General features: G+C 59.3%; 10 protein-coding genes. 6 read left to right on the plus strand and 4 right to left on the minus strand.

The window, feature by feature from the left end; all coding sequences use genetic code 11:
- Positions 1–5: 5 nt before the first annotated feature.
- The 4 genes from BM222_RS10065 to BM222_RS40965 form a co-directional block, all read right to left on the minus strand.
- A complete protein-coding gene (locus BM222_RS10065; protein ID WP_092228097.1) occupies positions 6–1,184 on the minus strand; it encodes a DegT/DnrJ/EryC1/StrS family aminotransferase in 1,179 nt (392 codons plus the stop codon).
- A 42-nt stretch (positions 1,185–1,226) separates the two neighbouring features.
- Positions 1,227–1,880 (minus strand): sugar transferase, encoded by a 654-nt coding sequence (locus BM222_RS10070; RefSeq protein ID WP_092228098.1) that lies wholly within the window; start codon positions 1,878–1,880, stop codon positions 1,227–1,229.
- On the minus strand, positions 1,867–2,979 hold the full coding sequence (locus tag BM222_RS10075) for a Gfo/Idh/MocA family protein (protein ID WP_092228099.1): 1,113 nt from the start codon (positions 2,977–2,979) through the stop codon (positions 1,867–1,869). The genes BM222_RS10070 and BM222_RS10075 overlap by 14 nt, the downstream gene beginning before the upstream one ends.
- A 155-nt stretch (positions 2,980–3,134) precedes the next feature.
- Positions 3,135–3,290 carry a hypothetical protein gene (locus BM222_RS40965; RefSeq protein WP_177243121.1) on the minus strand — a complete coding sequence of 52 codons (156 nt, stop codon included), beginning with the start codon at positions 3,288–3,290 and terminating at the stop codon, positions 3,135–3,137.
- Positions 3,291–3,424: 134 nt separating this feature from the next.
- Here BM222_RS40965 and BM222_RS10080 point away from each other — a divergent pair, with 134 nt between their 5' ends.
- The 6 genes from BM222_RS10080 to asnB all read left to right on the plus strand — a co-directional run bounded on the left by BM222_RS10080 (position 3,425) and on the right by asnB (position 14,177).
- A complete protein-coding gene (locus tag BM222_RS10080; RefSeq protein WP_092228100.1) occupies positions 3,425–5,380 on the plus strand; it encodes a polysaccharide deacetylase family protein in 1,956 nt (651 codons plus the stop codon).
- 311 nt (positions 5,381–5,691) lie between these two features.
- Complete coding sequence (locus BM222_RS10085; RefSeq protein ID WP_092228101.1) at positions 5,692–7,128, plus strand: O-antigen ligase family protein; 1,437 nt, start codon at positions 5,692–5,694, stop codon at positions 7,126–7,128.
- Positions 7,125–8,249 carry a glycosyltransferase family 4 protein gene (locus BM222_RS10090; protein WP_092228102.1) on the plus strand — a complete coding sequence of 375 codons (1,125 nt, stop codon included), beginning with the start codon at positions 7,125–7,127 and terminating at the stop codon, positions 8,247–8,249. The genes BM222_RS10085 and BM222_RS10090 overlap by 4 nt, the downstream gene beginning before the upstream one ends.
- A gap of 106 nt (positions 8,250–8,355) precedes the next feature.
- Positions 8,356–9,870, plus strand: a complete 1,515-nt coding sequence (locus BM222_RS10095; protein ID WP_092228103.1) for a lipopolysaccharide biosynthesis protein — start codon at positions 8,356–8,358, stop codon at positions 9,868–9,870.
- A 118-nt stretch (positions 9,871–9,988) separates the two neighbouring features.
- Positions 9,989–12,214 carry a beta propeller repeat protein gene (locus BM222_RS10100; protein WP_092228104.1) on the plus strand — a complete coding sequence of 742 codons (2,226 nt, stop codon included), beginning with the start codon at positions 9,989–9,991 and terminating at the stop codon, positions 12,212–12,214.
- Positions 12,215–12,326: 112 nt separating this feature from the next.
- On the plus strand, positions 12,327–14,177 hold the full coding sequence (asnB, locus tag BM222_RS10105; RefSeq protein ID WP_092228105.1) for an asparagine synthase (glutamine-hydrolyzing): 1,851 nt from the start codon (positions 12,327–12,329) through the stop codon (positions 14,175–14,177).
- The last annotated feature ends 102 nt before the right edge of the window (positions 14,178–14,279 follow it).

Consider the following 14,279-nt stretch of genomic DNA (forward strand, 5'->3'; position numbering starts at 1 on the left):
ATTCATCACCACTCCTTCTCGACCTCGGCCTGCAGTGCGGCGGACGAGTACGTCGACTTCCGCTGCAAGTTCGTGTGACCGTCCCGCTCGGCCGCAGCGCGCACAATCGCGGCGACACGGCGCACCTGGTCGCGTGTGAGCTCGGGGAACATGGGCAAGGACAATGATCGCGCCGCCACCGCTTCGCAGCACGGCAAGTCGCCGTGCCTGTAACCGAGATGGTCGAAAGCAGGCTGTAGGTGGAGCGGCACCGGATAATGGATCCCTGTCGCCACGCCAGCTTCCTCTAACTTGCTTCGCATTGCGTCACGATCGTTCGTGGTGATCACATACAAATGGAAGACGTGCGTCGACCCCGTTCGAACGAACGGCGTGTTGATCCCCGACTGCGCCAATTCCGCGGCGTACCACTCCGCAGCGCGCCGCCGATTGGCGTTCCATTCATCCAGACGCCGAAGCTTGATCTGCAGGACTGCCGCCTGGAGCGCGTCTAGCCGGCTATTGAACCCGATCTCGGCGTGGCTGTAATGGGTGGTTCGACCGTGGTCACGCAGTCGTTCGATCCGCTCGGCGATCGCTCGATTGTTGGTAGTGACCGCTCCGCCGTCCCCATAGGCCCCGAGGTTCTTCCCCGGGTAAAACGAGAAACATGCAACGTCACCGAGCGCCCCGGTTCGGACCCCCTGATACTCCGCCCCGTGCGCCTGGGCTGCATCCTCTAGTACGTACAGGCCGCGCCGCCGTGCGATGTCCTTGATTGGACCCATGTCGGCTGGCTGCCCGAACAGGTGGACCGCGATGATCGCTCTTGTACGATCCGTTACGGCACGCTCGATCATCTTGGGATCTATCGTGTAGGTGCCCGGATCGATATCGACGAACACGGGTCGCGCTCCCGTCGACACGATTGCGGCCGCCGTGGCAATGAAGGTATGGGCGGTTGTAATCACCTCATCGCCATGACCTATACCCAACGCCCGCAGCGCCAGATGAAGCGCGTCCGTGCCGCTCGCCACACCGCGCGCATAGCGCACCTGGCAATACGCGGCGAAATCCCTCTCGAACGACGCAAGTGGCTCGCCGCCTATGAACTGCGCGGAGTTGAGCACGCCCCGAATTGCTTCGGCCACCTCGTCTTTTAGTGTCTCATATTGCGCTTTGAGATCGACGAACGGAATGTGCATTTTTCGAACCTCACGAGAATCCGTCTTTATTCCTTGGGAGCGTCATCGGGCACCGCGCCCCCGCAGCACCGCGGGAAACGTCAGGGCAATCAGCTTCAGGTCGGTCCATAAGGTCCAGTTCAGTGCATACTCGACGTCCATCTCGAGCATCACCTCCGGGCTGACACGACCCCGACCGCGCACCTGGGAAATTCCGGTTATTCCGGGCTTCACGATGTGACGCTTATGGTGCCAGTCCCGGAAGTATTCGAGTTCGTAAGGGATCGCCGGCCGCGGACCAACGATGCTCATTTCGCCGCGCAATACGTTGAGGAATTGAGGCAACTCGTCGAGGCTGGTTCTCCGCAGCAACCGTCCCACGCGCGTCACGCGGGGATCGTCTGTCAGCTTGTATGGGGCGGCGGGGTCGTTCGAGAGAGGTTCCTTTGCCCACGCCCTCCGGATCGCATCGCGATGGACGTTTTCGTCAGCGTCGTGGCGGAGTGTCCGGAATTTGAAGCAGTTGAACGGCTTCTCGTCTCGCCCGATGCGACGTTGGCGAAAAACTGCTGGCCCCGGACTGTCGAGACGGATTGCTATCCACACCACGATGAAGACGAGGGCCAGTGGCACGATCGCAAGAACGCTGATCGCGACGTCGAGCGCCCGCTTGCCCAATTCCCGGAGGGACGGTCGCGTGGCCTCATGCGACGGCAATTTCGGGACCTCCCGCCGGCAGGTTTCGCCGCCGAAACATTCGTTGATCCTTACCGTTGCCACCGTGCTTGTGCTTGAGCCGCAGGCACGCCGATGCCGCCTCGAGCGCTTCGACAACGCGCAGCCCGTGCATTCCATCCGCGCGCGGCTGTTGCCCGGTCGTGATCGCGTTGACGAAGTCGAGCACCTCGAGTTTCAGCGGTTCGGTGCTGGATATGGCGGGGATATGCACGTCGCCGTGATGATAGGCAGACTGGAAGTCGGCATAGGAGTCGCCGGTGATCCGCGGCCTGAATCGCTTCTGGTAAACGCGTACTTTCTCGGACGGCTGCACGTCGTCAAACACCAGCATTGCATCGCTTCCGACGACCGTGATCTGGCGCACCTTGACCGGATCCAACCAGGAAACATGGACGTGGGCGGTCGGGCCGCTCTTGAAGCCCATCTTGGCGTAAACGACGTCCTCGACGTTGGGCAGAACGTGCGCGCAACCCCAGGCGCCGATGGTCTGCGGTACCTCCTCCAGCAAGCAGAAGATGATCGAGAGGTCGTGCGGCGCCAAGTCCCAAAGGACATTGGCGTCCTGCCGATACAGACCGAGGTTTAGCCGCCGCGAATCAATGTAGTAGAGTTCGCCCAGAGAGCCGCTCTGGATCATCTGGCGCATGACGCCGACCGCCGGGTGATATTCGAACGTATGCCCGACCATCAGCACACATTTGCGCTGTTCGGCGATCGCATTCAACTCGCGGCATTGCGCGCTCGTCATAGCCAACGGCTTCTCGACGAGTGCGTGCTTTCCGGCCTGAAGCACCGCTCGCGCCAATTCAAAGTGCGTCTCCACAGGGGTGGCGACAATGACTCCGTCTATAGAAGGGTTATTCAGTACCGCGCCGATGTCACGCGAAACGGCGACAGAAGGATATTGTGAACGGATATATTCCAATCTGTCAGGGCGTGGATCAACGGCCATCGACAGCCTTGCGTCGCGTATATCGCAGCTGACACGGATGTGTTTCGAACCCCAGTAGCCGCAACCGATGACGGCGAGCGACGGGCTGCCGTTCGCGGTACGGATTGCCGCGACTTTATTCGCCATGTTGGCTCCTTGTTTGAGGGCGCTCAGCGTCCAATTCCCGCAAAGATAACGGATTGCTCGCGCGCGCTGAGGTAGATCATGGATTATGATCTATGCTCTTTTGGAGTACACATGTTGGAACATCGCGCGCCTCCCTCTTGTGGCGTCGGTTGCAACTAAAGTAGCTGATCGGCTGATCCGATATCTAACGCCTTGTCATTCCAGTGGTTCTTCAGCGCAACGGCCGCGCCGGTTGCGACAAAGAGCTGGGTGTTCTGATCCATGAATTTCTGGATCGTTTTTTTGCCGGCCTGCTCAAGCGAAGGCGCCAAATGACAGCGCGGCGGCTTGAAAACTAAGCGCGAACTGAGGGATTTACAGATCGGTCAACTAGCTCTGGGCTGCTGGTTGAAGGTGAGGCTTATCGCCAAAGTTTGACGACCGACCCGCATCAGCGGCTTTGAAGATGAAGAACCTTGGGCTGCACAGCCCAGCGCTGATGGAGAACCATACCATTGCGCCGGCGTCCTCCAGTGGAAACCTGGCGATCTTTGATATAGGACTCGCCAAAGAGGAGCACAGTCTCGAGGTCCCGGACGATCCGCAGGATGTCCGCTGGCCTTGCCGAGGAAAGATGCGACAACCGGGATGGAGTGCCGACGCCATGGACACGGGGTCTTCGATCGCGCTTCTGCTCCGCAACGACGACACCCCTTTGCCCGAGGATCGCAATCTAACGGAAATCCTCGACTTTTTCGGCATTCCCTGGACGAGGCTGACGGTCGGCGAAGCGAGCGCGGACAAGGTCGCCTCGTTGACGGCAAGTCATCCGCAGTTCTCCATCCTGACTTCCGCGCGCTGTCTCGCCGAAAGCTTGCAGCCCTGCACGGCCGGAACGTTTCCGGCTTGGTTGGCGGCAGCCGCTTCCGTGTTCGTCTATGGATTTCGAGCTGACGATCGCTGCCGAACTCTGCTGCGCCGGATCACGGGAGACCCGGAGGCGGACATCCGCGGCATCGACGCGTGGCCGATAACCGTGTCGGTTACTGATGATTTTCCGGAAATGTGCGGCCCAATGTCGGCCCTGCAGATCCAACTCGAGCCCGGCGCCGCGGACGCGGCGCTCGTCATTCGGGATGGTGGCGAACTGCAGAGCATCGTCGGGGCATCCGAGAGACACCTGTTCGCCCGACTTGCTCGGTGTGGCGTGCGTTTTTTTATCGATGCGTCGCTGGCGATGGTGGACATTCACGAACGCGCTGCGACCTATTTTGATGTAAAGAAGCGTTTCGCCGGTGCGGTGCCACTCGTTCTGTATCTGAAGTGGTCGTTCCGCGGCGTCTGCTGGACCACTTCCGAAACAAATGCGTGCCTGATCATCGACGATCCGCCCCTCTGGCCAAGGTACGGCTTTCTCGATTTTGGCGAGCTACTGCACTTGGCCAACAAGCAGACGTTCGCGACGACCGTCGCCTTCATTCCATGGAACTGGCAGCGAACAAATTGCGACACCGTTGCCGCCTTTCTGAAAAATAGCGGAAAACTGTCCGTCTGTGTGCACGGCTGCGATCACACCCGTGGTGAATTTGCAGCCCGCTCAGCCGAGCTGCTCGACAGAAAGCTGAAGACCGCCAAGCGTCGGATGCAGTCCCTTCTCAACAAAACCGCGCTCGATCATGAAAATGTGATGGTTTTCCCGCAAGGGGCATTTTCGCCCGAGGCAGTATCGGCTCTCAAGCGAAACGGCTTCGTCGCGGCCGTGAACACGGAAGTCGCGCCAGCCGATGAGGCATCGAACGAAACGACACTTGCCGACCTGTGGAGTGTCGCCTCCGTCCGCTATGGGGGATTCTCGATTTTTACCCGGCGGTACATTCACCACGGCATTGAAAACTTCGCATTTGACGGAATCCTGGGCAAGCCGTGTTTCATCGCCGCGCATCACGACATTTTCCGGGGCCATGGCAGCGAACTAGCGGAGTTCCTCCGACAGCTTGCATCCTTACGATGGAAACTCTGTTGGCGGACTCTCGGGCACGCCGTTGTCCGCAGCTACAGCATCAAACCCGGCGATGGAACGAGCCTAGTAAGGATGTTTGCTGAACAACTCCGCATCGAGAACATGGAGGCGGTGACGCGACGGATCCAGGTTGTGAAGGAAGAACCACAGGTCGTCTCCTTGAAAAATGTTACAGTCAACCAGGAGGTCGTCGCGCACGAATACATGGATGGATGTCTTAGAGTGATCCTCGATATCCCGCCCGGCAGAACGGCGGATATACGCTGCGTTTATCACGAACAGCCGGATGCTTTCCGGGGTTCAGAATCGGTCTCATACCGACTTCGAGTGGCGGCTCGGCGCTATCTATCCGAACTTCGAGACAATTACGGGTCCAGCGGCCTGCTTCGTTTTCGCCTGTAGCCGGGAGGCGCATCGTAATCGAGGGTGGCCCGCGCCGTCTCGACGATGTCTGGTGTGAAGGGCATTGCGGCCGCGGCTTGGCGCGCTGGTAAAGGGATTACCCCCAATTCGCAGAGTTCACGCAGCATCAGACACTTGCATCTGAAGCGCGAGACGGCGACTCTCGCGCACTATCTCAATCTGGTCGCGAATGAGATCAGCTGCTGGTAATCGATAATGCCGGGTTCGATTGACGGCGCGACTTCGTCATCCGTGATGTCGCTGACGATGACGGCGCACAAAGGGTCATTCGACAATACGGCGATCGACAGATGAACGGCTCCTTCTCGAATTCCAGCTCCGTCCCACTATTGCGAGCCGACACTTTGCTCCTGATTCTCATTGGGATCTTCGGCGTGATCGGGGGCGGATTGACGGCACTGGTCGGGGGAGCGATTCCCTTTTTCCTTTATTCGTTGCCGATTGCCGCTGCGGTGGTCCTCGCCAACTACCGGAATGGAGTCTGGCTGTTGGTGTTACTCTTGCCCTTCGCGTCGACCCAAATGATTCCGCGTCAGGTATTCGGGGTAACGGGACTTAACCCGGAAAATTGCCTCCTCGTGCTCACGTTCTTGTCCCTATGCTTGGCTACTCTCCGAGAGGCCGTTCGGTTCCCGCAGCTGCCGCTGACCCTGTTGGTGTATGTCGCACTCATTGCACTTGCCGCCTACAACGGGTCCGGTTCGGCAGAGCACGCAATCACGATTCCTGGTGAGGAGCCTTTAACCGTGACTGCCTACGTGCTCGACAGTTTCGCTAAGCCGATGGTTATTCTTGTCGTGGCTTGGCTGGCGGCTGTGGTCTCGCGAAATGGAAATGGGCAAGCTCTGATCTGGGCGCTCGCAGGTGCACTCGTCATCTTCTTCGTGCTCGTCGTGAGCGACCTCATTGGCAACGGCATCAGCCTGAACAGTCTCGCGTCCGCAGGAGAGCGCGGTTTTCTCAATTGGACTGGAATGCACGCCAATGAAATCGGCCTCATGGCGAACTTGGGGTTTGCGATCCTGCTCCACACGGCGGCCGCCGCCTCCCGACCGCTTCCCCGCCTGACGCTTTTTGCATGCGCCATCGCCGTTGCGGCGACGGCGGCGCTGACCTTTTCTCGAGGCGCCTTTGTCGGACTTGCCATCATCGTTGGACATTATCTGATCACCCGGCGCCGAACAGGCCAGATTGTTCTTGCACTGGCGTTCACCGTCGCTGTCGCCTTGATATTGCCGGACGCCTTCGTCGAGCGGGCGACGACGGGCTTCCAGACGGAGGATACCCAGGCAATCTCGGCCGGTCGCCTGGACATGATCTGGCTCCCATTATTGCCAACCTTCTGGGAAGCGCCCATCCTCGGGCATGGCCTCGGTTCGACCCAGTGGGCCACTCCCAATATCGAGGGAGCCATGCTGCCGGTGGGACACCCCCATAGCGCTTATCTCGGCGTTCTTCTTGATCTGGGAATCGTGGGCGGTGCAGTCGTTGCAGCCTTCTTCTGGTCGGCTTGGACGATGTTCAGGCAACTCGCGAAGAACCATCCTGATCCACTATGGCGCGGGATTTTCCAAGGTGGGGTCGTCTGTCTGATATGTCTCGCCGTCCAGGGATTGACGGATGACCGATTTGTGCCGACCTACCCGCAGGTGGCCCTTTGGTTGTGTTACGGGCTTGCCCTCGGCCAAGCCCAATCAACCTATTCGGCCCAAAGAACGCAGCCATGAAGGTGTGTTTCGTCGGCCTTGAAAACCTCCCTGTCCTTGCCCCGGAATACAATCGCCATGGGATTGGTGGGGAGGAGGTCCAACAGACGCTGCTCGCGAAAGCACTCGTTGCTCGTGGGTACCAGGTTTGCATTGTCGTCGGGGATTATGGTCAGCCCGACGCAGAAACCTGGCAGGGCATCACAGCCTACAAAACATATCGCGCGGAAGCGGGTCTTCCGGTTCTCCGTTTTGCTTATCCACGTTGGACCGCAACGTGGGCGGCGCTGATGCGAGCCGATGCCGACGTGTACTACACAAGTAGTGCCGCCATGCGCGTCGGCCTGGTCGCGATGTTCTGCCGCCGGCATGGACGTGGTCTCGTCCACCGATTGGCACATGACACGGATGCCGATCCAGAGAAGTTGCTGATACGCTACACGCGGGACAAAAAGCTTTACGAATACGGATTGAGGAGGGCCGACAGTGTTCTTTGCCAGCACTCCGGCCAGCAACGCACGCTCTTCGCAAATTACGGATTGACGAGCGTGGTCGCTGACATGCTGGTGGATCCGCCGGATCGGCAGCTGGATCGTGATCAGCGCGACCTGGAAATCCTTTGGGTCAACAACCTGCGTGACTTCAAGCGCCCCGAGCTCGCCATCGAGTTGGCGCGTCGCATGCCTTCCCGACAAATCCACATGGTCGGCGGTCCACAACCGGGCTACTCCGAGCTGTACAGCAAGATCGAGTCTGCCGCGAAGGAGCTGCCGAACCTGACGTTTCGCGGACGAGTGCCTTATCACGCCGTCGGAGATCTCTATGACCGCGCCAAGATTTTCGTCAATACGTCGCAAACTGAGGGTTTTCCCAATTCCTTTCTTCAGTCCTGGCGTCGCGGTGTTCCGGTCGTATCGTTTTTTGATCCTGATGGACTTATCAAGCGCGAAGGCCTGGGTGCCTCCCCCCAGTCCATCGATGAGATGGCTCACGTCATCGATCGCTTGGTTGCCGATGAAACGGAATGGCGAAAGGCCTCCGAGCGATGCAGGAGCTACATGAACCGAGTACATGGCGATGACGTGGTGCTGAAACCCTATCTCGCAGCAATCGAGGACGCGGTTCGCCGAAGGAAGAAATGACGCGCGTCGAACAAACCGGTGTAGCGATGTGGTTCCTGATCAACGGCAATCGACGCAGGAGGGAAGGCATGCATGCGCGTCAGCGCGTGCATGGCCTCATTTCCCTATGACCGATGCGCTCGCAGCACGAAAGTCTGCTGGGCAAGGCCCCATGGAGGGGGGCGCGCGCGGCACGACGTCAGGGATTCGCCGCAAGGCTGGTTTTCTGGCTGCTGCAGGGGTGTTCGAGTATGCCATGCAAATGGCGCTGCCGGTCATCCTGGTCCGCCACCTGAGCCAGCAGGAGTTTGGGGACTACCGCCTGATGTGGTTGGTTGCCGGGACAGGGTTGATCCTGTTTTCCCTTTTCTTGCCGCAGTCCCTGATTTATTTCCTGCCGCGCGCCGCTCCCGGAACTCGGCCTAAGCTAGTGGGGAATACGCTACTCAGCCTGTTCGCGCTCGGTGGTCTTTCGGTTCTCTCGCTTCTGATCCTGATGCCCGTCTTGCCTGGCTCGATCGCCGGCTTGCAGCGCTACTCGCCGCTGGTGCAGATTTTCGTCGGCACCTGGATATTGGCGTCAATCCTCGACGTATTGCCGAACGCGGATGGCAAGACGGAGTGGCAGGCCGGCATAACGGTGGGCTTTGCGATACTCAGGGCGGCGGCATTGGCAGGTGCGGCAGTCGCCTCGGCCGACGTGGCCTGGGTTCTGGTCGCCATGTGCAGCGTGGCTGTGGTGAAAGTCGGGATAGCGCTCGTCTACGCTCTGTTTGCCGCGGAGGAAACGGGACTCGCATTCGACCGGCAGCTCGTGCGCATGCAATTGAACTATTCTTTGCCCTTTGCCGTCGCCCAGGGACTTTTCCTTTTGCGCGTGCAGGCCGACCAATGGGTCGTGGCGGCGAACTTTTCGAGCACGGCGTTTGCACTTATCTCGATTGCATCGACGGTTCTGCTGGTCGGAACGTTAACTCGCCAGCCGCTCAATGATGCTCTTCTACCTAAAATCAGCTCCTTGGTTGGGGCTGGCAAACTTGATGACGCTCGCTCCCTTATACAGAAGGGATATCTCGTGTTGGGACTTATGCTGCCCCCAATTCTCGGGTTGCTGATCTCGACCGCGAACGAGCTCGTCGAACTCATATATACGCGCGAGTATCTGGGGGCCGTGCCGCTCATGCGCGTCTATCTGCTGGGACAGATGGCTACCGTCTTCGCGGCCGGCCATCTGCTTCAGGTATTTGGATTCGGCCGGCGGGCTGCAATGATCGGCACAATATCTCTTCTGCTGTCGATTGCCTTGAGCATTCTTGGTCTTCAGTTTTTCGGACTAGCCGGCGTAGTTGCAGGAAGCACCACGAGCCTTGTTGTTTGGGAGTGCTGGGCCTTGAGCATGGTTGCCAAAGCGCTGGGAACCAGCATGGCTCAATTGATACGGCTGGATCAGAGTTTCAAAGTCATCGTTGTGGTCGCAGTCGGGGTCCTCGTCGTCCACTTCCTCTGCTCCGGGCTGGACACATCCGTCTTTCTTCGCCTCTTCGTGAAGTCCTCGGTCTTTGTGATGGCTGTGGGGCTTGGGTTTGTGCTCACGAACATGCATCGGCCGCTGATATCTCTCCTTCGTGAACGGCGGAAGTGACGCCCAATGGCTGAACGAACCGGCGCCGACATTCGGTTGGGTTTGCGTAAGGTCGAGACAAACACCAACAAATGCGAGCCAATCGCGGTACTTGAAGTTCATTGGAGTTGGAGGGTGTATGGAAGAAAAACGACCGCACGCACCGTTCGTGGTGCTGGGCGTTGGTGAGCGGGCCGGAAGATACGCACCCCTGGCAAAGAGCGCCTGGAGCGCATGGTTCACTCATCGAGCGTGTCTAGGAGCGCTGCTGGCCGCTCTAAGCTTCGCCGCCGCGCATGCAGGCCCTGCCAAGAGCGAGCCATACGTCTGGACAAACGTGAAGTGGGGCGGGGGTGGGTACGTCACCGGAATCGTCGCACATCCATCCGCCCCCAACCTGCTCTACATCCGCACCGATGTCGGTGGATGCTACCGGTGGGATGCTGCCAACCAGCGCTGGATTCCATTGCTCGACTGGCTCCCGCTCTCGCAGCAGAATTTGTTCGGCGGAGAGAGCATCGCCATCGATCCATCGAACCCCAACAACGTCTACTTCGCTGGCGGGATGTTCAATTGGTGGCGCGGCGGACCGTGGGATGTACTTAAGTCCACGGATCAAGGCAAGACATGGCAGCGCACCAATCTAAACGTCGTAATGCACGGCAACGATTTCCAGGGCGCGCTCAACGGTGAGCGCCTGATTGTGGATCCGAATGACGGCAACGTCCTTTACTTTGGTTCACGCAACGATGGCTTGTGGAAGAGCACCAACGCCGCAGCCAGCTGGCAGCGGGTCGAGAGTTTCCCCAAAGGCACGGCGGGAGTCGGGATCACCTTCGTGGGCATCGATCGCACGACAGGCAGGGCGGGATCGCCTTCTTCAACAATCTATGCCGCCGTACGCGGCCGCGGCGTCTACCGCAGCATGGACGCGGGGGTCACGTGGACGCTCACAGCCGGCAGCCCGGTTGACCCTCACCGCGAGGCCATCGCCTCTGATGGAACCCTCTACGTGACTCACGACGAGGGAATCGCGAAATTTTCCGGAGACGCCTGGACCAACATCTCGCCGTCCCAGGAGAGGCGCAACTTTTCGGCTATCAGCGCCGACCCGACCAATCCGAACGTCGTGGTCACGATGGAGAGCCATTACGGCTGGTATCGCTCCACGAACGGCGGCGCCACTTGGACCTCTTGGAACGTGAGAGCCACTTCCTCGGTTCCGTGGCTGCCCAACAGCGAGTTTGCCGATGGGCCGTCGGCGATGGTAATCGATCCCGCCGATCCGAAGCGGGTTTGGTTCACGGACACTGGCGGGGTGTGGCGCACCGACGACATTACCGCCAGGCGCCAAATTTGGCAGAGCTATGTAAATGGGCTGGAGGAGATGGTCGTCTTCGACGTCAAGTCCCCGCCCCGGGGCGCTCCCCTGCTGTCAGCTGTGGCTGACCACATCGGTTTCCGAAACGCCTCTCTCACCACGCCACCGCCCAACGAGTTGGGATATACGCCCTTTGGCACCTCCACCGGAATCGATTTCGAGGAGGCGGATCCAGACTTCGTGGTGCGGGTGGGACATGCTGGAGACACCTCGCCGGCCGGTGGCTATTCCATCGACAATGCGCAGACCTTCACGGCTTTTTCATCCTACCCAAACGGAAACTTCGACGGCCGAGTGGCGGTTTCGGCCACGTCACGGCGGATCGTATGGCTGCCGAAAGGAAGCCCTCCCTACTACTCGACCGACCTGGGCGCCTCGTGGACGCAGTCGGTTGGAGCGCCATCGGCCGCCGTCGAAGGAAAGCACCACTGGACCAAGAACAAGCCGCTGGCCGCGGACCGGACAGATGGAAGCAAGTTCTACCTGTACGACTACAACAGCGGGCATTTCTACCGCTCGAACGATGGTGGGGCGACATTCGAGAGCATCTCAACTATTCCGTCGTTGGGCTGGCGACAGCAGGTCGTAGAAGCCGCCCCAGGAATGAACGGGGAGGTTTGGATGAGCAACGGTGCCTCGGGCCTTTATCGTTCGTCGAACGCAGGCGGGACCTTCGCCAAGCTTGCCAACGTCAACGCCGCCTTGATGTTCAGTTTCGGAGCGCCGCCGAACGGGTCGAAAGTCCCGACGATCTTTCTCCACGGCACAGTGGAAAACATGACGGGGATATTTCGGTCCGACGACATGGGCACCAGCTGGGTTCTCATCAATGACACCCAACACCAGATGGGCGATCTCGTAAACGGAGCGGGGGCCATGGCGGGCGACCGGCAAGTCTCAGGCCGAGTGTACATCGGGACCGACGGACGGGGCGTCTTCTACGGTGTACCATCTGATGCGGCCCCAGGCGCGCGGGTGCAGTGATTGATTTTGTCCGCTCCTCAACCCGTGAAGATTTGACGAAGAGCGCCCCTCCTCTGTAACTTGCGACCTTTCGAGTATCGTTCTTTTTGCAAAGAAAAATGATCGGGCAAGCATGTGCGGAATTGCCGGCATAGTCGAGACCGAGAAGCCGGTTAGCTTTCAATTGCTGCAAGGGATGTGCAATGCACTCGCCCACCGCGGCCCGGACGACTCTGGTGTCTGGCTCAGTCCTGATCGGCGGGCCGGCTTAGGTCATCGGCGCTTAGCCATAATCGATCTCAGCCCCCTCGGTCATCAGCCAATGAGTTCGGATGATGGCCAAATCCAAATTGTTTTTAATGGTGAGATTTACAATTTTCAGGACGTTCGAGCCGAACTCGAGGCGCGCGGAAACAGCTTTCGCAGCGCAAGCGATACCGAGGTCGTGATCGCCGCGTATCGAACGTGGGGCCCCGCGTGCCTCGATCGTTTGGTCGGAATGTTCGCGCTCGCGATCTGGGACGGCGCCAAACGACGCCTGTTCGTTACTCGCGATCGAGCTGGCGAAAAGCCTCTTTTCTATTTGCACAAGAACAACCGGTTCGCTTTCGCATCGGAACTGAAGGCTATTCTCGTTGATCCGGACATTCCACGGCGGGTCAATCGCGAGGCGCTCGACGATTACTTGGCGTATGGTTACGTTTCCGGGTCGCTTTGCATCCTCGACGGATTTGCAAAACTACCGCCGGGGCATTGGCTGACCTACGAACCCGATCTGGATCGGCTGCAGATCAGCAGATATTGGGACCTACCGACACGTGCCAGCGACACCGCACGCAGCGATCTGCAAGAGCTCACGAGCGAACTCGAAGCCCTGCTGATGCAGAGCGTGCGCGGCCAGCTCATCGCCGATGTGCCAATTGGCATCATGCTGAGCGGTGGCCTTGATTCGAGCCTCGTGGCTGCCGCAGCCGTCAGAAGTTCGGAACAGGCTATTCGCACTTTCAATGTCGCCTTTCCAGACTATCCGAGCTTCGACGAGTCGCGCCATGCGCGTCGGGTCGCCGATTATCTCGGATCAAACCATACTGAACTCGTGGCTGAGCCGGGCTCGGGCGAGTTATTGCCTTCACTCATCCGTCAATATGACGAGCCAATCGCGGACAACTCAGTGCTTCCCACCTACCTGGTGAGTCGCGCAATTCGAAAGGAATGCGCTGTCGCCCTGGGAGGCGATGGGGGCGATGAACTCTTCGGTGGCTACATTCATCATCCCTGGCTTCTGAAGATCGCGCAACTGCGGCAGTTTGGTCTGCATCGGCTCGGGTTGGAGGCACTCGCCGCAAAATCGATACCCGTGGGTATCGAAGGACGCAACGCGATCTTGGGACTACTCAGCAGGAGTGAGCCACACACAGCAGTGACGCGACTGCTTGATCCGATTACGCGCTCGCGACTGACGGGCAGGCTTGTGTCGGTTGCCCCGGAACTTCGCCGCGCCGGATTGGAAACAGTCTACAGAGGCATAGATGCGATTTGTGCCACCGAGTTCCGCAGCTACCTGCCCGATGACATTCTTGTCAAAGTCGATCGAGCCAGCATGCTCACGTCCCTGGAGGTGCGCGCGCCGCTCCTGGATCATCGAATCGTCGAGTTTGCTTTTGGACGATTACCCGGAGCGTTCAAGCTCGAGGACGGTCGAAGAAAGATCATCTTGCGTGCTCTCGCACAGCGCTGGCTCCCTCCCGACTTTGATAGCCATCGAAAGCAGGGTTTCTCAATCCCTCTGCATGAATGGTTCAAGGGACCTTGGAGACCGCTCGTGGACGATCTCATCGCGACCGGCTCGCCACTTTTCGACAAACGGTTCTTGGCGCGCTTCCTGTCGAGACTTCGGTCGACAGAGCGCGGAAGTCGCCGCCTATTTCAACTCATGATGATCGAGATGTGGCGCCGTGAGTATCGTGCTTCCGTACCGGAATAGTTTGCAGCTCGGTTCGAGCGCGTTCGCCAGTAGCGCCTGCGCCTGGTGAATCCTGGCGCCGGCGTGATCATCGACGGCAAGCGTTCGTCGGCGATGCGTACC

Source organism: Bradyrhizobium sp. Gha (assembly GCF_900113735.1).
Classification (GTDB): domain Bacteria; phylum Pseudomonadota; class Alphaproteobacteria; order Rhizobiales; family Xanthobacteraceae; genus Bradyrhizobium.